The organism is Desulfobaculum xiamenense (assembly GCF_011927665.1).
GTDB classification, from domain to species: domain Bacteria; phylum Desulfobacterota; class Desulfovibrionia; order Desulfovibrionales; family Desulfovibrionaceae; genus Desulfobaculum; species Desulfobaculum xiamenense.
This window is the reverse complement of the sequence record NZ_JAATJA010000001.1, coordinates 1,583,982-1,604,620: the sequence shown is the minus strand read 5'-3', so window position 1 is coordinate 1,604,620 and position 20,639 is coordinate 1,583,982. Positions and strand designations below refer to the sequence as shown.

At 63.2% G+C, this 20,639-nt stretch carries 22 protein-coding genes; 11 read left to right on the top strand and 11 right to left on the bottom strand.

The window, feature by feature from the left end; translation table 11 throughout:
- The first annotated feature begins 49 nt into the window (after nt 1-49).
- From GGQ74_RS07305 to GGQ74_RS07255, 11 genes are all read left to right on the top strand, one after another.
- Nucleotides 50-655: a TetR/AcrR family transcriptional regulator gene (locus GGQ74_RS07305; protein ID WP_167940827.1), complete on the top strand. Its 606-nt coding sequence runs from the start codon at nt 50-52 to the stop codon at nt 653-655.
- The gene (locus GGQ74_RS07300) at nt 649-2,778 is read left to right on the top strand and encodes a SulP family inorganic anion transporter (protein ID WP_167940826.1); all 2,130 of its coding nucleotides are present in this window, start codon (nt 649-651) and stop codon (nt 2,776-2,778) included. The genes GGQ74_RS07305 and GGQ74_RS07300 overlap by 7 nt, the downstream gene beginning before the upstream one ends.
- A 15-nt stretch (nt 2,779-2,793) precedes the next feature.
- A complete protein-coding gene (locus GGQ74_RS07295) occupies nt 2,794-4,002 on the top strand; it encodes a response regulator (protein ID WP_167940825.1) in 1,209 nt (402 codons plus the stop codon).
- 75 nt (nt 4,003-4,077) lie between these two features.
- Nucleotides 4,078-5,784, top strand: a complete 1,707-nt coding sequence (locus tag GGQ74_RS07290) for a sensor histidine kinase (RefSeq protein WP_245168138.1) — start codon at nt 4,078-4,080, stop codon at nt 5,782-5,784.
- A gap of 11 nt (nt 5,785-5,795) precedes the next feature.
- Nucleotides 5,796-6,176 (top strand): response regulator, encoded by a 381-nt coding sequence (locus tag GGQ74_RS07285; RefSeq protein ID WP_167940824.1) that lies wholly within the window; start codon nt 5,796-5,798, stop codon nt 6,174-6,176.
- On the top strand, nt 6,166-6,792 hold the full coding sequence (locus GGQ74_RS07280; protein ID WP_167940823.1) for an ATP-binding protein: 627 nt from the start codon (nt 6,166-6,168) through the stop codon (nt 6,790-6,792). The genes GGQ74_RS07285 and GGQ74_RS07280 overlap by 11 nt, the downstream gene beginning before the upstream one ends.
- Before the next feature lie 46 nt (nt 6,793-6,838).
- Complete coding sequence (locus tag GGQ74_RS07275; RefSeq protein ID WP_167940822.1) at nt 6,839-7,270, top strand: response regulator; 432 nt, start codon at nt 6,839-6,841, stop codon at nt 7,268-7,270.
- Between the two features lie 634 nt (nt 7,271-7,904).
- A complete protein-coding gene (locus GGQ74_RS07270; RefSeq protein WP_167940821.1) occupies nt 7,905-8,270 on the top strand; it encodes a response regulator in 366 nt (121 codons plus the stop codon).
- A gap of 33 nt (nt 8,271-8,303) precedes the next feature.
- On the top strand, nt 8,304-8,732 hold the full coding sequence (locus GGQ74_RS07265) for a response regulator (RefSeq protein ID WP_167940820.1): 429 nt from the start codon (nt 8,304-8,306) through the stop codon (nt 8,730-8,732).
- A 212-nt stretch (nt 8,733-8,944) separates the two neighbouring features.
- Complete coding sequence (locus GGQ74_RS07260; protein WP_167940819.1) at nt 8,945-9,286, top strand: response regulator transcription factor; 342 nt, start codon at nt 8,945-8,947, stop codon at nt 9,284-9,286.
- Nucleotides 9,287-9,580: 294 nt separating this feature from the next.
- Nucleotides 9,581-10,540 (top strand): AEC family transporter, encoded by a 960-nt coding sequence (locus GGQ74_RS07255; RefSeq protein ID WP_167940818.1) that lies wholly within the window; start codon nt 9,581-9,583, stop codon nt 10,538-10,540.
- A 94-nt stretch (nt 10,541-10,634) separates the two neighbouring features.
- Here the strand turns inward: GGQ74_RS07255 and GGQ74_RS07250 are convergent, their stop codons facing one another.
- The 11 genes from GGQ74_RS07250 to GGQ74_RS07200 all read right to left on the bottom strand — a co-directional run bounded on the left by GGQ74_RS07250 (nt 10,635) and on the right by GGQ74_RS07200 (nt 20,608).
- Entirely contained in the window at nt 10,635-11,417 is a 783-nt protein-coding gene (locus tag GGQ74_RS07250; RefSeq protein WP_167941038.1) for an amidohydrolase family protein, read from the bottom strand.
- Between the two features lie 207 nt (nt 11,418-11,624).
- Nucleotides 11,625-12,245: a 2-oxoacid:acceptor oxidoreductase family protein gene (locus tag GGQ74_RS07245; RefSeq protein ID WP_167940817.1), complete on the bottom strand. Its 621-nt coding sequence runs from the start codon at nt 12,243-12,245 to the stop codon at nt 11,625-11,627.
- Nucleotides 12,242-13,075 carry a 2-oxoacid:ferredoxin oxidoreductase subunit beta gene (locus GGQ74_RS07240; RefSeq protein WP_167940816.1) on the bottom strand — a complete coding sequence of 278 codons (834 nt, stop codon included), beginning with the start codon at nt 13,073-13,075 and terminating at the stop codon, nt 12,242-12,244. Before GGQ74_RS07240 ends, GGQ74_RS07245 begins: the two co-directional genes overlap by 4 nt.
- A 3-nt stretch (nt 13,076-13,078) precedes the next feature.
- Nucleotides 13,079-14,233, bottom strand: coding sequence for a 2-oxoacid:acceptor oxidoreductase subunit alpha (locus GGQ74_RS07235; RefSeq protein ID WP_167940815.1), 1,155 nt, complete (start codon nt 14,231-14,233; stop codon nt 13,079-13,081).
- Nucleotides 14,230-14,475, bottom strand: a complete 246-nt coding sequence (locus GGQ74_RS07230; protein WP_167940814.1) for a 4Fe-4S dicluster domain-containing protein — start codon at nt 14,473-14,475, stop codon at nt 14,230-14,232. The genes GGQ74_RS07235 and GGQ74_RS07230 overlap by 4 nt, the downstream gene beginning before the upstream one ends.
- Before the next feature lie 438 nt (nt 14,476-14,913).
- The gene (locus GGQ74_RS07225; protein ID WP_167940813.1) at nt 14,914-15,609 is read right to left on the bottom strand and encodes an amino acid ABC transporter permease; all 696 of its coding nucleotides are present in this window, start codon (nt 15,607-15,609) and stop codon (nt 14,914-14,916) included.
- Between the two features lie 12 nt (nt 15,610-15,621).
- On the bottom strand, nt 15,622-16,323 hold the full coding sequence (locus GGQ74_RS07220; RefSeq protein WP_167940812.1) for an amino acid ABC transporter permease: 702 nt from the start codon (nt 16,321-16,323) through the stop codon (nt 15,622-15,624).
- An 80-nt stretch (nt 16,324-16,403) separates the two neighbouring features.
- The gene (locus GGQ74_RS07215) at nt 16,404-17,231 is read right to left on the bottom strand and encodes an ABC transporter substrate-binding protein (RefSeq protein WP_167940811.1); all 828 of its coding nucleotides are present in this window, start codon (nt 17,229-17,231) and stop codon (nt 16,404-16,406) included.
- Nucleotides 17,232-17,317: 86 nt separating this feature from the next.
- A complete protein-coding gene (locus GGQ74_RS07210; protein WP_167940810.1) occupies nt 17,318-18,046 on the bottom strand; it encodes an amino acid ABC transporter ATP-binding protein in 729 nt (242 codons plus the stop codon).
- A gap of 394 nt (nt 18,047-18,440) precedes the next feature.
- Entirely contained in the window at nt 18,441-20,204 is a 1,764-nt protein-coding gene (locus GGQ74_RS07205; RefSeq protein ID WP_209280081.1) for a chloride channel protein, read from the bottom strand.
- Nucleotides 20,205-20,248: 44 nt separating this feature from the next.
- Entirely contained in the window at nt 20,249-20,608 is a 360-nt protein-coding gene (locus GGQ74_RS07200; protein WP_167940809.1) for a hypothetical protein, read from the bottom strand.
- Nucleotides 20,609-20,639 lie beyond the last annotated feature (31 nt).

The following is a 20,639-nucleotide window of genomic DNA, read 5'->3' as shown; positions in this document are numbered from 1 at the left end:
CCGAGTGGATACTCGGGAAAACCGAGTGAGCACTCGGGTAGGAGAATGCATGTCGTACAAGCGCAAGATACTGGAGACGGCCGCGGAACTGTTTGCAGCCAAAGGCTACAAGGATACGTCCATAGCGGAGTTGTCCCGGCTCACCGGTGCGGCTGAAGGCACGATCTTCCACCACTTCAAGAACAAGGAACAGATTTACATCAGTGTTCTCGAAGAGGTGAAGAATGCCATCGTCGGACGGGTCGAGGACGGGGTGGCCGCCAAGGAGGATCGTAGCGGGCTGGAGACCGTGCTGGAGCTTGTCGCCCTGTTCTTCCGTCTCTCCGAGGAGATGCACGTGGAGTTCAGACTCCTTTTCCGCTCCCATCTCTATCATCTTGCGGGCACGAACCCCGGTCTGCGGCAGGATGTCGAAGCGATCTACAACTGTTTCGTGGATATTCTGGTGGACGCCCTGCGCAAGGGAGTGCGCGACGGTTCCATCCGCCAGAACGTGTCCGCGCAGCGGGAGGCCCTGATCCTGTTCTCCATGATCTGCGGCCTGTTGCGCTTTAAGATGCTCAACCTGTTTCCGGTGCGTTCGCTGTATGGTGATGTTATGATTTCCTGCGAAAACATGCTGAAACCACAACCGATGGAAGGGTGTTCATGCTGACCCGAATCTTTCCGTTCCTGTCCTGGATCAAGGGATATGGAGCGCAGCAGTTGAGGGCCGATCTCACGTCCGGCCTCACGGTGGCGCTGGTTCTCATCCCGCAGTCCATGGCCTACGCGCAGCTTGCCGGGCTGCCCGCGTACTATGGTCTCTACGCGTCGTTCCTGCCGCCGCTGGTTGCGGCGCTGTTCGGTTCGAGCCGCCAGCTCGCCACCGGCCCCGTGGCCGTGGTCTCGCTGATGACGGCTGCCTCGTTGGAACCTTTGGCTACCGCGGGCAGCGAGGCCTTCATCGCCTACGCGGTCCTGCTCGCCTTCAGCGTTGGCCTCTTCCAGTTCCTGCTTGGCGCGCTGCGCCTCGGGCTTGTGGTGAATTTTCTTTCGCATCCGGTGGTCAACGGCTTCACCAACGCCGCGGCCATCATCATCGCGTCGAGCCAGCTTTCGAAGCTGTTCGGCGTGTACGTGGACAAGGCCGATCACCACTACGAGACCATCATCCGCGTGGTTCAGGCCGCCGTGGATTACACCCACTGGCCCACACTGGCCATGGGCGTTTTGGCGTTCGTCATCATGATCGGCCTTAAGCGCATGGCACCCAAGGCACCAAACGTGCTTGTGGCCGTCGTGGTTACCACTCTTCTGTCGTGGGGGCTTGGCTTCGAGCACAACACCAAGGCCGACATCAACGCCATCCGCTCACCCGAGGCAGTGGAAGCCGTGGTGGCCTTCAATGAGGTCACCAGCACCATTCCCAAGCTCGGCGAGGCACGTACGGATCTGAACACCCGCTACGCCCATGCTGTCGAGACGCAGGGTATGCACTCCATCGTCGCCCTCGACCTCAAGCATGACATTGAGGTCACCAACATTCGCATAGAGGACCTCAAGCGCAAGGCGCACCTGTGGCGCACCAAGCTGCGCGGCATGAAGTTCGACGGCGTGGCCGAGGACGGCGGACTGGCCTTCTATCTCGCCGGAACGGCCCCGAATCCCGAACAGGCCGACGGCCGCGTGTGGCGTCTGAAGATCGGCAACAAGGTCGTCGACACCGAGGCCCTGTCCATGATGGGCGGCGGAGCGGTTGTCGGCACCGTGCCGAGCGGCCTGCCCACGCTCACCGTGCCGCATCTCGATCTCGGCGCGATGCTCCAGCTTCTGCCCTTTGCGGCCATCATTTCGCTTTTGGGCTTCATGGAAGCCATCTCCATCGCCAAGGCCATGGCCGCCAAGACCGGCCAGCGCCTCGACCCGAATCAGGAACTCATCGGTCAGGGACTGGCCAATATGCTCGGTGCCATTGGCAAGAGCTATCCGGTCTCCGGCTCCTTCTCGCGCTCGGCGGTCAACCTCGCCTCCGGCGCGGCCACGGGCCTCTCCAGCGTGTTCACTTCGCTGGTCGTGGTCATCGTGCTCATGTTCTTCACGCCGCTTCTGTACCATCTGCCGCAGTCCGTGCTGGCGGCGGTCATCATGATGGCAGTCATCGGCCTGCTCAACGTGAAGGGCTTCGTCCACGCGTGGAAGGCTCAGTGGTACGACGGCGCCATCTCCATTCTGTCCTTCATGTGTACGCTGGCCTTTGCCCCCCATCTGGACAAGGGCATCATGGTTGGCGTGGTGCTTTCGCTCGGCGTGTTCCTCTACAAGAGCATGCGCCCCACCGTGGCCAGCCTGTCCATGTCTGCGGACAAGGCGCTTCGCGACTGCTCCGTGCATGGTCTGCGCGAGTGCGAGCATGTGGCGGTGGTCCGCTTCGACGGCACCCTGTTCTTCGCCAATGCGAGCTACCTTGAGGACCGCATCACGGACATCCTCCAGACCAAGCCGAACCTGCGCCACATCCACGTGGTCGCCAACGGCATCGCCGATATGGACGCCTCCGGCGAGGAAGCGCTGTCGCTCATCGTCAAGCGCCTGCGCAGCGCCGGCTACGGCGTGTCCTTCTCCGGCGTGAACGAGAAGGTGCAGGCCGTCATGAAGCGCACGCACCTTTACGAGTCCATCGGCGCGGAGAACATCTACGCCACCCAGGCCGATGCCCTGCCCGTCATTCATGCCAAGGCGCACGAGGGGACCGCTGAAAAGGATTGCCCCCTGACCGTGGCCTGTCCGGTCAACTAGCAAAGGAGACCCATCATGGCTGTGATCGACATCTTCAATGCGGCATACGTGAAGTCCGAAGAGGTCGCCGCCCTCGTGGCCGCCGAGTTGGGCCTTGCGGCGGTGCGTGACGCGGAGATCCTCTCCGCCACATCCGAGCGCTTCGGCATCGCCGAATCCCGCCTGCACCGGACGCTTTTCGGCAAGCCCAGCGTGTTCAACTCCTTTACCCACGAACGCGAGCGCAGCGTGGCCTGCATGCGCGCCACGCTGGCCGAACAGTTGCGCCGCGATGACCTGCTGCTCTTCGGCTGGACGGGGCTGCTCATTCCCCGCACCATATCGCACCTCCTGCGGGCGCTTCTTGCGGCGGACCTGCCTTTCCGGGCGTCCGTGGCCACCGCGACAGAGGGCGTCAATGCCGAGGAGGCCATGCGACTTGTTCACAAGGCCGACGAATCGCTGTACACGTGGACGGAGTACGTCTGCGGCGGAAATCCGTGGGACGAGAGCCTCTACGACGTCGTCGTTCCCATGGGAAAGAAGAGCGTGGAGCAGGCCGCGGAATTCATCGTGGACAACGCTCGCCGCGCGGTGCTGGTGCCCACGGCGCAGTCCTCGCAGGCGGTGACGGACTTCGCCCTCGCGGCGCGCGTCGAACTGGCGCTGGCCGAGGAAGGGCACAGTGTGGGCGTCGAGGCCAAGAATGGCGTCGTCTCACTCACCATCAATAAGAACGTGATCATGCTGTCCCGCCTTGAAGAGGAACTCAAGCGCCTCGTGTCGCCGGTCAAGGGCGTGCGGGACGTGGTGACCCGTGTGGGCAAGGACTTTTATCAGGCGGACATCTACCGCCGGGCCGACTTCAGCCTGCCGAGCAAGGTGCTTCTGGTCGATGACGAGCGCGAGTTCGTCGAGACCCTCTCGGAGCGCCTCACCATGCGCGACGTGGGTTCCGCAGTGGTGTACGACGGCAAGCAGGCTCTGGACCTCCTGCAGGAGGAGGAGCCGGAAGTCATGATCCTCGACCTCAAGATGCCCGGCATGGACGGCATCGAGGTGCTACGCCGCGTGCGGCGCGACCATCCCAATGTCGCGGTCATCATCCTGACCGGACATGGCTCCGACAGGGATCGCGAAACCTGCATGGCCCTTGGCGCCTTCGCCTACCTGCAGAAGCCCGTGGACATCGACGTGCTGTCCTCCACGGTGAAGAGCGCGTACGACAAGGTGCGTGCGTCCTAGCGAATATCGGGCGAATATCCGGCGGAAGGGGCCGCGAGCCTCTTCCGCCGATGCGGGAAAGCGGGAGTGTAGCGAATGCTGAGGTTGATCAAGCGATTGCAGCCGGATTTCTGGGTCAGCGGCTCGGACGATCAGGGCATTCTCAACTACCGACGGCTGTGGGCCATGGTGGTGGGGATCATGCTTGTGGTCTCCATTTTGCCGTTGGTGGTCATGTCCTTCACGGACTACAGCATCAGCCGCAGCATGGCCAAGGCCGAGAACTCGCACCGCATCATGCGCCTCGTCTCCAACAGCCGCCGTTCCGTGGCGGCGTTTCTGGAGGAGCGACGCTCCGCCCTCGAATTCGCCGTGCGCCATCTTTCTCGAGGTGAGCTTGCCGATAGCGAGCGTCTGGGCACCGTGCTCGGCGACCTCAAGGCCACCTTCGGCGGCTTCACCGACATCGGCTTCGTCGGTTCCGACGGCATCCAGAAGGCCTACGCCGGTCCGCACAAGCTTGTGGGGCTCGACTATTCCGGGCAGGACTGGTTCCGGCAGGTGCTGGCCCGTGGTGTCTACATCAGCCCCGTCTTTCGCGGATTCCGCGACATTCCGCACATGGTCGTGGCGGTGCGCCACGATCAGCCCAATGGTGATTTCTACGTGCTGCGTGCCACGCTCGACACGCAGCGCTTCAACGATCTGCTGCTGGCCCTCAATATTGGCCCCGGCGGCGACGTGTTCATCATGAATTCCGACGGCTTCCTCCAGACGCCGTCGCGGCGCTCCGGTTCGGTGCTCGAACAGGCGCACTATCCCGTTCCCCCGTATTCCGAGACCACGCAGGTGGTGCAGGTCCAGTCCGAGGACGGCACGCCCATGCTCATGGGCTACGCCTACATCAAAGGCTCGCCCTTCATCCTTTCGCTGGTCAACGAGAGCCGCATGGCCATGAATCCGTGGTGGGCCGTGCGCGTGCAGATGTTCGGCTTTTCGGCCTTGAGCATCACCATCATCGTCATCGTCGTCCTCGGCGTGGCGACAACCCTTGTCCGCCGCGTGCAGGAGGCGGACCAGCGCCGCACCGTGGCCATGCACCGCGCCGAACACGCCAACAAGCTCGCGTCCATCGGACGCCTTGCCGCAGGCGTCGCACATGAGATAAACAACCCGCTTGCCGTCATCAGCCAGAAGGCCGGACTGATGAAGGATTTGCTGACATTTCCCGATCTGACGCCCGCCAACCGCGAGCGCCTCGTGGGACTGGCCGACGCCGTCCTCGGGTCCGTGGAGCGCTGCGGCACCATTACGCACAGGCTGCTCGGCTTTGCCCGGCACATCGACGTGCGCCTCGAAACCGTGGATCTCGAACCCATCATTCGCGAAGTGCTGGGCTTCCTCGAAAAGGAGGCGCAGTACCGCAACATTTCCGTGGACGTGCGGACCGCTCCCGAGGTGAAGCCCATCGATAGCGATCGGGGGCAGTTGCAGCAGATATTCCTGAACATCATCAACAACGCCTTCGCGGCGGTGGATGATGGCGGCAGAGTGGACATAGAGGTCACCAGCGTGGACGAGGCGCACATGGCGGTGCGCATCGCCGACAACGGCTGCGGCATCAATTCCGAGCACATGAAGCGCATCTTCGACCCCTTCTTCTCCACCAAGGGGGACAAGGGGACGGGCCTTGGCCTGTCCATCACCTACGGACTCGTTCAGAAGCTCGGTGCGGAAATGCATGTGGATAGCGCGGAGGGCGAGGGCACTGCCTTCACCATCGTGTTCCCGGTGAAAAAGTAAGGGAGGACAAGGTGCGGATACTGCTTGTTGACGACGAAGCCGAGCTGGTGGAAACACTGGCCGAACGCCTCGAACTTCGGGGCATCGACGCCGACTATGCCCTGTCCGGTGAGGAGGCGCTTCGGCTGTCCCGAGAAAACATTTACGATCTGGCCGTGGTGGACATGAGAATGCCCGGTATGAGCGGACTCGATATCATGAAGGTCATTTCCGGCGAGCATCCGCAGATGCGTTTTATCTTCCTGACCGGGCACGGTTCGCACGACGACTGCGTGGCCGGGCGCGAGGCCGGGGCCAGCGCGTATCTCATGAAGCCCGTGCGCCTGAGCGTCCTGCTCGAAAGCATTCAGGCCGCCCTGGACGGCCGGGAGGTGGAAGGCGATGTCTGCTGAGAATCGTTGCTCTGACACCGGGCTGGCCTGCTTCGGTAGGGTGGTTGCCAGCGCGTCCCACGAGTTCAAGAATCATCTGGCGACGATTCGTGAGAAGGCCGGGCTGCTGTCCGATTTGCTCGCCATGTCGGCGCGCGGACGGGAGGTCGATCCCGCGCGGTTGGCCGGGCTCGCCGCCGACATCCAGCAGCGAACCGTCGAGGCCGACGAGGCCGTGAAGCGGCTCAATTCCTTTGCGCACAGCGTGGATACCCTCCTGTGTGAGGTGAATGTCGACGCGCATGTGCAGCTCGCCGTGGGCCTTTTCGCACGGCTGGCTGCCCAGCGTGGTGTCACCGTGGATGTGGACGCGACGAGTGGGGTGGAGCTGAGCACCAGCTCCTTTGCGCTGTTGCAGACGCTGTTTGCGTGTCTTGACGCGGCGACGGCCGTTGCCGGGAGCGGCGCGACACTTCGGGTGTCCGTTGCCGCCGTCGGACGTGGCGCGCGCATCGGCTTTGCGGGGACGGTCCCGCAGGAAGTGCCTGATGTCGCTCCGCTGCTTGAAATGTTGAATGCGGAACTTGTGACTGGCCCCGAAGTTGGACTGGAACTGCGGCTTTCGATCGGGGCGTGATGCCACGGCATCGCGTGCGGAAGCGAAACGTAAGGAGAGTGTGACAATGGCCGATGTGAACGTTCTGCTTGTTGACGACAACAAGGACTTCGTCGAGACCCTGGCCGAGCGCATGCAGGCCAGAGGCATGAATGCCGCCGCCGTGTTCGATGGCGGTCAGGCCCTCGCCGCAGCCGAAGCCCGCCGTTACGACGCCGTGGTGCTTGATCTTCAGATGCCCGGCATGGACGGCATCGAGACCTTGAAGCGCCTCAAGGAAATGAACGACGAGTTGCAGATCATCCTGCTTTCCGGTCACGCCACGGTGCAGCTCACCGTCGAGGCCATGAAGCTCGGAGCGCTCGACTTCATGGAGAAGCCCGTGGATCTGGCGACCCTCGTGGAGAAGATCCGTGTGGCGCAGGCCAAGCGCATGGTCCTCGAAGAGGCCCACAACAACGAGAAAATCAACGATATCCTTTCCCGTTCCGCCTGGTAGGGCGAGCGGGCAGACATACGCACGCGTGGCCAGGCGGTGGCCGCGGTTGTGCGCGAATTTCCCGGCGCTGCAAGGGCACCGCATCACCGGGGACTCTCCCTGACCATCAAGAAGGAAGACTGCGTCCGTCATTTCATCACCTCCTCTCGACGGGCGTGACAACAAGGGAGAATTCCGGAGGGCCGAAGCGGTGGTGCGCGACGGCCCTCCGGAAATCACTTTTCATCGCCGTCGGGATTGGCCGCCTCTCTGGCCCGTTTTCGCAGGGCTTGTTTTCATTCATCACGTCCCTCTCTTATCCCTTCATCACCGCATGCGTCGGCGTGACGGGCGATTTCGTCGATCCGGCCGAGCGGCCGATCTTTCGGCGGGGGCGCTCCACGCAGTGTCCGCGTCTGTCCGGATGAACAACGTTTCATGCGAAATTCCGCACAAGCTCACATGTTTCGCCGCCCCCCATGGACGCGACGGATGTGGTATGCTACGCACCATGACTTCGTACCATTGGTGCGTTGTGATGCTTGCGACCTCATGGGTAAGGGGTTGCATGCCGTCCGCCGGTTCGCGGCGGGGCATGCAGTGCGCATGAGACGCTTTTTGCTCTTTCCGTTGAAGCGAAGGGAGACTAGAATAGATGCGACTGCTCGTTGTTGGTGAAGACGCGGCGTTGGCCGCCGACTTCGCCGAACGTCTGACCCGGTTGGGGGTGCATGTCGATGGGGCCGCAGATCCCCGGCAGGCGCTCACCCTTGCCCGCATGATCCGCTACGACGTGGCGCTTATCGCGGGGGACATGCCAAGTGTCAGGCGGGCGGATATGGTCAAGGGACTGCGGGGCCTGCAGCCCACGCTGTGCGTGATCTCGCTTGGCGAGGCGCGTTGCGGCGGGCATGAGATCCCGGAGTGCGAGTGTCTTGCCCCGCGTGCCTACAGGTTGCTGTCGCTGATCGGGGCCGCGTTGGAAGATCAGGCCGCCTTTCCGGCGGCGATTCCGGCCTAGCCGGGAGGAACCACGAATCGTCCGGAGTGCCACATGACCCAGCCTAGAGTCCTTCTCGTCGACGACAATGTGGAGTTCGTGACCACGCTGGCCGAGCGCATGCAACTGCGCGGACTCACGGTCACGGCGGTAACCAGCGGTGGCGACGCCATCGACAGAATCGAGCACAAGGTGTTCGACGTCGTGGTCCTCGACCTGCGTATGCCGGGCATGGACGGCATCGAGACACTAAGGCGTATCAAGGAACTCAACGACGAGGTCCAGATCGTCATCCTCTCCGGCCATGCCACCATCGAACTCGGCGTGGAGGCCATGAAGCTCGGCGCTCTCGATTTCGTGCTCAAGCCCGTGGACATCGACCTGCTGCTCTCCAAGATATCGCTGGCGCAGGCCCGCAGGCTCATCCTTGAGGAAGAGCACAACGAGCAGAAGATCAAGGACATTCTGGCTCGTCACATCTAGTGATATTTCGATTTTCGGTGAGGGGCGGACCGGGCGTGGCGCGGTCCGCCCCTTTGCGCCCTGTACCATGGTGGGCGCAACATTCGCACATGGTACGTTTTTTTTCTGGACAGCCAGATTGTCCGGTGCTAGACGGTCCTCTCCGCACCGAGGTTTGATTGAACAATCAATCAGTATTTGGTGCGTGACCCCCCTGTGCAGGAGAGAAAGGCATGCGCATTCTCGTGGTGGAAGACGAACGGAAACTGCGTTTCCCCCTGGCCGAACGGCTCGCCGCAAGGCGGATCGATGCGGACTGCGCCGCTGGCGCGCGTGAGGCCGTCATGTTTGCACGCATGATGCGCTACGACGCCGCCGTGATCGACGTGCAGGACGCGGCCGGAGAGGGCGCTGGCATCCAGCGGGCCCTTACCCGCATGCAGCCTTGGATGCAGGTCCTCGTAGTGGCAGGGCAGGGAGCTGGAAAGGGTTCCATGCCCGGCGCGGAATCCGAGGTCATCGTCACGAGACTCGCCCGGGCCCTTACCCGTGGCGACGATGCACTTTGTGCCTGAGTCCTGAACTTTTGTGTATTTCGAGACAAGGGAGGCCGATTTCGGTCTCCCTTTCTCCTTTTGGAGACGAGCCGTGTTGGTGAACCAAGCCGTTTCGATGGGATGGGAGTGCCATCCGCCGCCGTGGGGCGGCGTCTCCCGCGCACGGGTGTGAGCGTGCGCATGAATGACGATGTGTGCGGAGCGCGAAGCGCTTCCGCGAGTGGTCCCGGTCGGTATGTGTCGACCGGGCCGAATTTTTTCGAAACCCGCAGTGCGGGAAGGGGCGCAGATGGCGTCCCGTGGAGTCCCTAGATGTTTATGATTGTTGTTTCCTCTCTGGTGCCGTTGTTTCTCATGGTCCTTGCGGGCTGGTTCGCCCGGAGACGGAACATCCTCGCCGCCGGTGCCGCTTCGGCCCTTAACGATTTTGTGTATTACTTCAGCTTCCCCGCGCTGATCTTCGTCTCGCTGGCCACCACGCCCATCGCGGAAATCTTTCAGGGTAGGTTCATCGCTGGCTTCACGCTGGCCATGATTGCCTCGTACGTGATCATGTTCGTCATTTCGAGCATGCTGTTCAAGGCGCATCACACCGAGAGTTGCCTGCGGTCCACCTCGGCCAGCTATCCGAACTGCGGCTATCTCGGCTTTCCGATCATGCTGTCCCTGTTCCACGGCAGCAAGCAGGCCTACGTGGCTTCCACGCTGGCCGTGCTGGTGCCCACGCTGATCATCATGCTCGTGGTGGCGGAGTTCGAGTACGACCGCTCTCATGGCAGCGCCTCGCTCAAGGCCATGGCCGGTCGCGTGTTCATGTCCATGGTTCGTACGCCAGTCATCCTGTCCGCCTTCGCGGGTGTCGGCTTTTCGCTGACGGGGTGGACCATTCCGGAATTTTTGGCCAGCGCCATGCGTAACTTCGGCATGGCCTCCATTCCCTGCGCGCTGTTCGCCGTGGGCATGCTGGTGGCCCGTATGGAGATGGAACTCAAGGTGCGTCACGTGTTGTCCGTGAACATCGTGAAGATCATCATCCAGCCCATCCTTGCCGCTGCGTTCCTCATCCTGTTCGAGGTGAGCGGAAAGATGCTGCTCATGGGCATTCTGCTGGCTGGCATGCCCACCGCCGCCACGGCGTGCATCCTGTCGCAGGTCTACAGGACGTGCGAGACCGAGACCTCGGCCACGGTCTTCATATCCATGCTGCTCTACGCGCCGATCTTCGCGGCCACGGTGTTCGTGGCCGACGGATTCGGGCTGGCCGTCGGCTAGCTCGGGCGTAACGCGAAGCCTTAACGGGCGCGGCGGGAAACCGTCGCGCCCGTTTTTTTGTGGCGGAAAGGACTGGCCGGATGGCGGCCGGGGATCAGAGCAGGGCGTGGGCGTTGGTGAGCAGTTCGTCCATCTCGCCCGAGGTGAGCGACAGGCGCGTCTTCAGGTGCTCCATTTCGTCGCCGGGATCGAAGAGCGGGTAGTCGCTGCCGAAGAGGATGCGCTCGCGCGGGTGGCGGCGCACGATCTCGTGGAGCGTGGCGTCGTCGATGAGGCACAGGGTGCTGGAGGTGTCGATGTACACGTCGGAACCGGCAAGCCCGTCGAGCACCCACTGCCAGTGCATGAATCCGCCCATGTGCGCGGCGATGATGTCCAGCTTCGGGAATTCGCGGTGCAGGTTCAGCACCTTGTAGGGGTCCGAGGGATTGCGGCCCGGGGGCTGACGGTCGCCCACATGGATCATGACCGTGAACCGGCCCGCCATGGCCTCGAAGATGGGCTTCATGGCCGCGTCGTCCAGCCAGTAGCCCTGAAAGTCCGGGTGGAGCTTGATGCCGTGGATGCCTGCGGCCTCCAGCTGATCGAGCGCCCATTCCCAGCGGTCGAAGCCCGGGTGAACGCTGCCGAAGGCGATGATTTCCTCGTAGCGCGTGGCGAGGTCGATGGCCCAGTTGTTGGCTGGGATGACCTGATCGGGCGTTGTCGCGGCGGTGTGGACCACTGCGCGGTCGATGCCCGCCCGGCGGATGCGCGTCAGCAGGTCGCTGACGACGCCCGTTCCCACGGGCGGAAGGCCGTAGTGCCCTTCGAGCTGCGCCAGCACCTTATCGGCTATCTTGGGATGGAATGCGTGGGTGTGGATATCGTAGAACATGACGGGGAAGTGTGTACCCATTGCATGCGAAATGCAAGACGCTGCGGGTGCGGCGATGGATATGCGCAGCGATTTTCGGTCGCGAGGGAAACGCGGCGGCACACAGGTGGCAGGCCGGGGCGCGCAGCGCCTTGGCCGGGATGACGACGCGACGAGGCCGAACGTCGCGCTGCGGCGTCCGGCCTCGGGTGGTTCGATGCGGTTGGGCTAGTCGCGGTCCGTGTCGCGCATGGACTCGCCACCGCCGGGCTGGGTCCATACTGCGGGCGGTTCGCCGAAGGTTGCATTGGCGGCGCGGTAGCCCATGGTGAAGGCCTTGATGTTCACGTCCACGATTTTTGCGGGCAGGGACTCGGCAAGCGTCTTCTTCATGATGTTGCGCCGCGCGAAGGGCAAGAGGAAGGTGCACGCGCCGAGTACGATGGTGTTCATGGCCTGCACGAGGCCCAGCTTGTCCTGCGCCATCTCCGTGAACGGCAGGCCGAGGTACTGGTTGGTGGGCACCTGCTTGACCAGCGAGGTGTTGACCAGAAGTGCGGCCTGCGGCTTGAGCAGGTGGAAGTACTTGTTGCACGCCTCCTGCGAGAGGGCCACGAGCAGGTCGAGCTTTTCGGTCTTTGGGTAGCTGATGGGATGGGTACTCACCACGAGGTCTGTGCGGCTGGCTCCGCCGCGCGCCTCGGGACCGTAGCTTTGGGTCTGGGTGACGTGAAAGCCGTGCCCAAGGGCCAGCGCCTGCCCCATGACCTTGCCGAGGGTGATGACGCCCTGCCCGCCGAGGCCGGACAGGCAGATTTCGAAGCGGTCGATCTGATACTGCATCTTCATGCCTTCCCCCCGGCGAGTTTGCGGCGCATTTCGGCGTGGCGGTCCTCCAGCGGGAGCTCGTCGCGTTCGGCGAAGATGCCGATGGGGATGCGCTTCGCGGCCGTCTCCGGCGAGAGCTTTTCGTAGGATTCGAGGGGGACGGCGTTCTTCTTGAGCCACATGTACATGTCCACCGGGGTCTTGAAGGCGTTCTTGCGTCCGAACTGGGTGTGGCAGGGGGTGAGGATTTCCACCACGTTGAAGCCCCGGCGGGTGAGGGCCTGCTGGACAAGCCGGTCAAGCGTCTTGACGTGGAACACCGTGCCGCGGGCCACGAAGTTCGCGCCCGCCGCCGTGGCCATGTTCACGATGTCGAAGGGCTTTTCCAGCGCGCCGTAGGGCGAGGTGGTGGTCCAACTTTCGGTTGGCGTGGTGGACGAGCACTGCCCGCCGGTCATCCCGTAGATGAAGTTGTTGAGCACGAGCACGGTCAGCCCGATGTTGCGCCGCGCGGCGTGGATGAAGTGGTTGCCGCCGATGGACAAGGCGTCGCCGTCACCCATGACGACGATGACGTGCATGCCCGGCCGGGCCATTTTGATGCCCGTGGCGATGGTCAGTGCGCGGCCGTGCACGGCGTGGACGGTGTTGAAGTCCACATAGACGGCCATGCGGCCCGAGCAGCCGATGCCCGCCACGAGGGCCACGTCGTCCTTGGCGATGGATAGGGCGTGGACGCTGCGGATGAGGGAGCCGAGCACGATGCCATGCCCGCAGCCGGGACAGAAGACATGGGGGAACTTCTTGTCGTGGCGCAGGTAGTGGTGGATGAGCTGTGTCACTTCGGCCATGGTCTACCCCTTCCTCAGTTTGTCGTGGATTTGGGATGGCGTGATGATGCTGCCGTCCACGCGGTTGATGGTCACGACCTTGGCGCGGCCGTTGTTCACGCGCTTCACCTCGCGCGACATCTGGCCCATGTTCATCTCGGGGACGATGACGGTGTGGCAGGTGCGCAGGTGGCGTTCGAGGGCCGCGCGGGGGAAGGGGAACAGGGTGGAGAGCTTGAGCAGTCCGGCCCGGATGCCCTCCTGCCGCGCTTGCGTCACGGCCAACTGCGCCGAGCGCGCCACGCTGCCGTAGGCCACCACCAGCGTTTCCACGTCGTCGCAGTGGTAGTCGTCCGTGATCTGGATATCGAAGAAGAACTGATCGATCTTGCGGAACTGGCGTTCGATGGCCTGCACGATCTCGTCAGGCTTGCCGGTGGGGAAGCCCTTGTCGTCGTGGGTGAGACCGGTGACGTGGAAGCGGTAGCCGGAGCCGACGGGCGGCATGGGCGGCACGCCGCGCACGGTTTCCTCGAAGGGCTTGTACCATTCCGGCGGCATGGACGGTTGCAGGCGCTCGATGACCTCCAGCGTGCCTGGGGTGGGGATGACGATCTTCTCGCGCGTGTGGGCCGTGACTTCGTCGAGAAGCAGGATGACCGGCACGCGGTAGCGTTCCGCGAAGTTGAAGGCCCGTACGGTCATGTGCAGGCACTCCTGCACGTCCGAGGCCGAGAGCACGATGATGGAGTGGTCACCGTGGGTGCCCCAGCGCGCCTGCTGCACGTCGCCCTGCGCGGGGCTGGTGGGTAGGCCGGTGCTCGGCCCGCCGCGCATCACGTTGACCAGCACCAGCGGCACCTCGGCCATGCACGCGTAGCCGATGAGTTCCTGCATCAGCGAGAAGCCCGGACCGGAGGTGGCGGTCATGGCCTTGCGCCCGGCCAGTGAGGCCCCGATGACGGAGCCGAGGCTCGCTATCTCATCCTCCATCTGCATGAATACGCCGCTTTCGGTGAGCGGCAGCCGCGCGGCCATGCCTTCCATGATCTCCGAGGACGGGGTGATGGGGTAGCCGCCGTAGTAGCTGCATCCCGCCAGAAGCGCTCCCTCGACCACCGCTTCCGCGCCGAGGGCAAAGATTTCCCGGCCCTTGCCGTTCTTGCGTTTCGAACTCATTCTTCCCCTCCTTCGGTCGCGGTTGCACCCTTCTTCGGGGTGACGACGATGGCGAAGTCCGGGCAGTGGAGTTCGCAGAAGCCGCAGTTGATGCAGTCCTCCTCCCGAACGGCCTTCGCGCACCCCGCCACGGGGTCCAGCTCCAGCACCTTGCCGGGACAGAAGGCGACGCACAGCCCGCAGGCCTTGCACCAGTCGGGGTACACGGTGATCTTCGTCTGTCCTTTTTTGGTCTTGGCCATGGTTCTTCCCGCAGGCTGGACGGTAGGCAAACAAAAAGGGCAATCCTCAACTGAGGATTACCCTTTACGCCGTATTCAGAATGGGCTGGCCTGTTGCACGAAAGCCGTCCGCCATGTGTCTGTGGTTGTAGCACCTTCGAAACAGCCGATGAATGCTACCTGTAGCGCATGTGCACAGTATCCGCAACATCATTTTAGAAAAATGCATGGCGACGATGTGGATGTGTCAAATCATGCATATGGTCGAGGCTGTGTGTCGTGCGGTATGGAGATGTGACACATACGTTCCTGTTGCGCGGGCTTTGAGCGATAAATCCTTCGCATCGGTCGGAAAATGGTGCGTCTTGCTGCGTGTCCCGTCTGGTGGGTGAACGATGAAGCGCCGGTGCGGATGTCTCCGCATCGGCGCTTTCGCGTTCGTGTAGTGGGGCGTCGCGCTCAGCGGCCGCGTGCCTGATAGCGCGCGAGCTTGCGCTCCAGCCTGCGGCTCAATGATGTGAGTACGTAGCAGACGATGAAGTACATGACGAGGATGGTCACGAATATCTCCATCGGTGCGACGAGCACGCGGTTGTTGACCTGATCGGCCGCGAGCATGAGTTCCGGCACGCCGATGATGGAGGCGAGGGATGTGTCCTTGGTCAGGCTGACGAACTGGTTGACGAAGGACGGAATCATGTTGCGCAGCGCCTGCGGCAGAATGACGTGGCGCAGCGCCTGCGCATGGGAAAGCCCGGTGCCGCGTGCGGCTTCCATCTGGCCGCGTGGCAGGGCCATGACGCCCGCGCGCACGATCTCCGCCACGTAGGCCCCGGTGAAGACGATGAACGCCACCAGCGAGCTTTGCAGCGAGGGCACGGGGTGCCCGAGGATGACCGGCGCGAGGAAGTAGAACCAGAAGATGAGCATGAGCAGTGGGATGCCGCGGATGATCTCGATGTAGATGAGCGCCGGGATGCGCACCCACGCGTTTCGCGACATGCGCATCAGTCCTGCGCCCAGCCCCAGCCAGAACGCGCCGAAGATGCCGCCGAGGGCGAGGAGGATGCTCATGGCCAGCCCGCCCAGCGGACCCTCGGGATAGGCCCCGATGAGGAAGTAGTCGAAATTGTCCCAGACGATGTTCCAGTTCATGTGTCTCGCTCTCTAGTACTTGATGGTTCGCAGGAAGTGGCGGTTGTACTGCGTGATGCCGAACGAGACCACAAGGGAGATGCACAGGTAGATGAGCGTGGACACCGTGAAGGCTTCGAAGCCGCGGAAGGTGTAGGACTCGATCTGCCGCGCCATGTAGGTCAGCTCCATGATGCCGATGGTCATGCACAGCGACGAGTTCTTGATGAGGTTCAGCGACTGGGAGATCAGCGGCGGAACGATGATCCGAAACGCCTGCGGCAGAACGACGTAGAGCTGGGCCTGAATGAAGGACAGCCCCGTTGCGCGCGACGCCTCAAGCTGTGTTCTGGGGATGGAGAACACGCCGGAGCGCAGTTCCTCGGCGATGAAGGCCGAGGTGTACACCGTGAGCGCGATGACGCCGGAGGCAAACTCGAAATCGCCCGCGTAGAGCCATTCCTTGACCGGCTGGGGGAACAGCGGGTCCGAGCCGAAATACCAGAAGTAGATCTGCACCAGAAGCGGCGTGTTCCGGAAAAATTCGGTGTAGGCGAGGCTCAGCCACACGAGGGGGCGCACGCCGGACATCCGGAGCACCGCGATCACCGTGCCCATGATGAGCGACAGGATGAGGGACACGGAGGAAATCTTGAGGGTGAGAATCAGCCCGTCGATGATCCAGTCCGCATACTGGCCGGTGAGGACGAGCTTCCAGTCGAATACGTAATTCAATGTGGGCCTTCCGCAGGGTTTTCATTGCGGGCCGGGGCGCGTGGGGCGTCCCGGCCCATTGGGCACGGATTGGGGGAGGACTACTCCATGGCTCCGGGCCAGATTTCCATCTTCCAGGAGGTGGGCAGGTAGTAGTTGGTGTCGGGGCCGAACCACTTGTTGTAGACGGTCATGTACTCGCCGGACAGCCACATCTGGGCCAGGGACTTGTTCACGAAGTCGCGGAAGTCGGAGTCGTTCTCGGGCAGGCCGAGACCGTAGGGCTCGTCGGCGATGTAGTCGCCAGCGATCTCCCACATCTCGGGGTTCGGGTCGGAACCCTTGAGGCCGAGGAGGATGGTGGAGTCCGTGGTCACGGCGGCGACCTTGCCCTGCTTCAGGGCGAGGAAGGCCTGCGGGTAGCCCTCGAAGGAGATGACGGTGCAGTCGGGCTGGGCGGCCTTGATGTTCTTCTCGGAGGTGGAGCCCTTGGCGGTGCCGACCTTCTTTCCTGCCAGATCGGCCACGGAGGCGATGCCGGAACCCTTTTTCACGAGGATCTTCTGGCCGTCCATGAAGTAGGTGATGGAGAAGTCGATGACGTCGTCGCGGGAATACTTGTGGGTCATGGTAGCGGCGGCGATGTCGATGGAACCCTGCGTCAGCATGGGAATCCGGGTGGCGGAGGTCACGGGGGCCAGTTCCAGCTCCACGCCGAGCTTGTTGGCGATGTAGCGGCAGATGTCCACGTCCATGCCCACGAGCTGCTTGCTATCGGGGTCCACGAATCCGAAGGGCACCACGGCGTCCTTCACGCCGCAGATGAGCTTGCCTCGGGCCTGGATGTCCTCGATCTTTCCGGCGAAGGCCGCGGTGGCGAGAAGTATCAGGCACAGGCTCAGTACGGAAACCAGAATCCTCTTCTGCATCTCTCTTCCTCCATGCGTAGGTGTTTGCCGCGGTGATCCGCGGAAAATATGCGACAGGGACGGCAGCCGGCGCGTGGGGCGTCCGGCTACAGGATTTCCCGAAGGAACGCCCGCGTGCGCTCGTGCGTGGGATTGGCGAAGAACGTGAGGGGTTCGCCCTGCTCGATGACCTCGCCGCCATCCATGAACAGCACGCGGTCGGCCACCTCGCGCGCGAAGCCCATTTCGTGGGTCACGCAGACCATGGTCATGCCGTCGCGGGCCAGATCCTTCATGACGTTGAGCACTTCGCCAATCATTTCCGGGTCGAGGGCGGAGGTTGGCTCGTCGAAGAGCATGACCTTGGGGCGCATGGCTAGTGCGCGGGCGATGGCCACGCGCTGCTGCTGGCCGCCGGAAAGCTCGGCCGGGTACTTGTGGGCCTGATCGGCCAGCCCCACGCGTTCGAGGAGCGCAAGGGCGATGTCGTTGGCCTCGCCCTGCGGCATCTTGCGCACCTTGGTGGGCGCTAGCGTGATGTTTTTCAGAACGGTGAGGTGGGGGTAGAGGTTGAACTGCTGGAACACGATGCCGATTTCGGTGCGCAGTTCGTTGACGTCGACGTTCTTGTCGTGGAGGTCGCGGCCTTCGAAGGTGATGGTGCCTTTCTGGTAGTCTTCGAGCCGGTTCACGCAACGGATGAGTGTGCTCTTGCCGGAGCCGCTGGGACCGCAGACGACCAGCACCTCGCCCTTGTCGACCTTTTCGTTGATTCCCTTCAGGACGTGGAAGTCGTCATACCATTTGTGGACGTTCTTGAATTCGATGATGGACATTGGACCTTCCGGCTCGGGGTTTATCGACTGACAACGCGCGGCGGGCCTTGCGCGACGCGGCTTCCCTGCGCTTTTTCGTGCGTGATTTGACGCGACTGTGAAAATGAAAAAACGTTTCGGGACGGATATTCATTGGTCAAATTGACTGTTTTGTCAAGCATGGTGGAAAAAGTGGGGGTTTGGTCAGTTGATCAATTTGAGTTTTAACAAAAATGTCTACACGGACATCACGGGGCGGGAAATGCCCCGGCCCGTGGTCGTTGACGGAGGTTGGAGCGGCTGCGGGGGCCGCGCGAAACGCACCGGGCGTGCGGGACCGGATGGTATCGCGATGCGCCGAAGGCGGCCGCCATGGCCGGGCGTAGCGGCCGCGCCGGGAGCGTGAGCGCAGCGGTCAGGAATCTTCGATTTCGCGGCGGATGACGGCCTTGTCGTAGGCGGCGAGGACGTCCTTCTGGCGTAGGGTGCCGATGACGCGCCGGTCCGCGCCGTGGCGGACCACCGGCAACTGCGAGATGCCGTGTGTGCTCATGACGCGCAGGGCAGACTGAATGCTGTCGTCCGGGCGGACGGTGACTACGTCGCGCGTGGCGACGTCCTGTGCGATGACGAGGCGGTGCAGGGCCTCCTCGTGCATGATGGGGCGGATGTCGCGGAAGGAGATGATGCCGGTGAGGTTTTCGTCAGCATCGGTGACGTGCAGGTAGGAGACGTCGGCGTTTCTGAATGTGGCGATGATGTCGATGAGCGGCATGGATTGCGGGATGATGGCCGGGTTGGGGGTCATGAACCGCCCCACCCGCAGGTTGCGCAGGATGTTCTGTTCCATGCCGCCGGAGATGTCGATGCCGCGCATGCGTAGCTTGATGGTGTAGATGGAGCCTTCGCGTAGCGACGAGGCCACGAGGGTGGCGATGATGCAGGTGATCATCATGGGCAGGATGATCTTGTAGTCGCCGGTCATCTCGAAAATGATGAGGATGGCGGTGATGGGCGCGTGGGTGGTGCCCGCCACCACCGCCCCCATGCCCACCAGCGCGTACGCGCCGGACGGTGCAGCCACGGCGGGGAAGAGCTGGCCTGCGGCCCAGCCGAAGAAGCCGCCGCACATGGCTCCGATGAACAGCGACGGCGCGAAGATGCCGCCCGAGCCGCCGGAGCCGAGGGTGCATGACGTGGCCATGATTTTTACCGCGATGAGCGTGAGGAGCATGAGTCCCGAAAGCTGGCCGGTGAGGGCCATGTTCATGCCGCCGTAGCCGACGCCGAAGGCGTGGGGCCACTGGAGGATGATGCCGCCGAGGAGTAGACCGCCGATGGCGGGCTTGAGCCAGTTGGGCAGAGGGAGCTTCGCGAACAGGTCCTCGGCCTTGTAGAGCGTGGAGATGAAGGCCACGGCGCACAGCGCGGCGAAGATGCCCAGAAGCGGGTAGATGCCGAATTCCCACAGCGAGCGGATTTCGTAGAGCGGGAGTTGGAAGGTGGGCAGGTCGCCCCAGTAGTGGCGGGAGATGGCCGTGGCCGTCACCGAGGAGAGCACCACCGGCGAGAACGAGGCCAGCCCGAAGTCGCCCACCAGCACCTCCAGCGCGAACAGAACGCCCGCGATGGGGGCGTTGAACGTGGCGGCTATGCCCGCCGCCGCGCCGCAGCCGACCATGGTTCGCTGCTCCATGACCGGAACGCGGAAGTACTGTCCGATGGTGGAGCCGATGCTCGATCCGATCTGGACCATGGGACCTTCGCGCCCCGACGAGCCGCCCGAGCCGATGCACACCGCCGAGGCCAGAATCTTGATGAGGGCCACGCGCTTGCGGATGCGTCCGCCCTTGAGGGCGAGGGCGGTCATGACCTCGGGAACGCCGTGCCCGCGTGCCTCGCTGGCTCCGAAATGCACGACGAGTCCGACGATGAGCCCGCCGAGGGCGGGCGTCAGCGCGAGACGCCATCCCGGAATGGCGGCGGCGAAGCCGAGGATGTCACCCCGTTGCTGGTAGAAGACGTATTGCGCCCATTGCAGGACGTGATGGAACAGAATGGCCCCGTAGCCGGAAAGAACGCCGATGCAGATGGCGAGGAGCAGGCCGAAGACCCGCGTGTCGAAGACGAGGCGGCGAATGCCGGCGGATATGTCGAGGCAGGCGTGGGGAATTCGCAACGCTCGCAGGCCCTCCTGTTGCGCGATCGGTTGCGGCGTGTGCGCTACACGTCCCTGAAGCGGGGAACCACGCGTGTTCTGAGTCCCATGCGTTCCAGCGCCCGTGCGTGGTCATCGGCGGCGGGGCGTTCCACGTGGCGTCCGGCCACGACCTGCGCGGTGTCCGTATTATCCCATACCCAGATGTATTCGCGCATGGTGAGGCCGTGCGCGTCGAGCATTTCACGCAGTTCGCGGCGGGCGAGTTCGCGCTGTTCGAAGTCGTCCGGATTGAGGGCACGCCCGCAGACGAGCACCCACCAGCCCTCCTCGGGCTGGTCTTCCGGCGGTCCGTCGTGGATGATCCTGCGCAGGGCGATGGTCATCGAGTTGATGAGTGCGGCAATGTCCGGGATCGGGGTCATGCGTCCACCTCCGGAGAGCGGCCGGTATCCC

Coding starts and splice junctions, on each gene's coding strand:
- GGQ74_RS07305 (WP_167940827.1), top strand. CDS start 50: ATGTCGTACAAGCGCAAGATACTGGAGACGGCCGCGGAACTGTTTGCA.
- GGQ74_RS07300 (WP_167940826.1), top strand. CDS start 649: ATGCTGACCCGAATCTTTCCGTTCCTGTCCTGGATCAAGGGATATGGA.
- GGQ74_RS07295 (WP_167940825.1), top strand. CDS start 2,794: ATGGCTGTGATCGACATCTTCAATGCGGCATACGTGAAGTCCGAAGAG.
- GGQ74_RS07290 (WP_245168138.1), top strand. CDS start 4,078: ATGCTGAGGTTGATCAAGCGATTGCAGCCGGATTTCTGGGTCAGCGGC.
- GGQ74_RS07280 (WP_167940823.1), top strand. CDS start 6,166: ATGTCTGCTGAGAATCGTTGCTCTGACACCGGGCTGGCCTGCTTCGGT.
- GGQ74_RS07275 (WP_167940822.1), top strand. CDS start 6,839: ATGGCCGATGTGAACGTTCTGCTTGTTGACGACAACAAGGACTTCGTC.
- GGQ74_RS07270 (WP_167940821.1), top strand. CDS start 7,905: ATGCGACTGCTCGTTGTTGGTGAAGACGCGGCGTTGGCCGCCGACTTC.
- GGQ74_RS07265 (WP_167940820.1), top strand. CDS start 8,304: ATGACCCAGCCTAGAGTCCTTCTCGTCGACGACAATGTGGAGTTCGTG.
- GGQ74_RS07260 (WP_167940819.1), top strand. CDS start 8,945: ATGCGCATTCTCGTGGTGGAAGACGAACGGAAACTGCGTTTCCCCCTG.
- GGQ74_RS07255 (WP_167940818.1), top strand. CDS start 9,581: ATGTTTATGATTGTTGTTTCCTCTCTGGTGCCGTTGTTTCTCATGGTC.
- GGQ74_RS07250 (WP_167941038.1), bottom strand. CDS start 11,417: ATGTTCTACGATATCCACACCCACGCATTCCATCCCAAGATAGCCGAT.
- GGQ74_RS07245 (WP_167940817.1), bottom strand. CDS start 12,245: ATGAAGATGCAGTATCAGATCGACCGCTTCGAAATCTGCCTGTCCGGC.
- GGQ74_RS07240 (WP_167940816.1), bottom strand. CDS start 13,075: ATGGCCGAAGTGACACAGCTCATCCACCACTACCTGCGCCACGACAAG.
- GGQ74_RS07235 (WP_167940815.1), bottom strand. CDS start 14,233: ATGAGTTCGAAACGCAAGAACGGCAAGGGCCGGGAAATCTTTGCCCTC.
- GGQ74_RS07230 (WP_167940814.1), bottom strand. CDS start 14,475: ATGGCCAAGACCAAAAAAGGACAGACGAAGATCACCGTGTACCCCGAC.
- GGQ74_RS07225 (WP_167940813.1), bottom strand. CDS start 15,609: ATGAACTGGAACATCGTCTGGGACAATTTCGACTACTTCCTCATCGGG.
- GGQ74_RS07215 (WP_167940811.1), bottom strand. CDS start 17,231: ATGCAGAAGAGGATTCTGGTTTCCGTACTGAGCCTGTGCCTGATACTT.
- GGQ74_RS07210 (WP_167940810.1), bottom strand. CDS start 18,046: ATGTCCATCATCGAATTCAAGAACGTCCACAAATGGTATGACGACTTC.
- GGQ74_RS07200 (WP_167940809.1), bottom strand. CDS start 20,608: ATGACCCCGATCCCGGACATTGCCGCACTCATCAACTCGATGACCATC.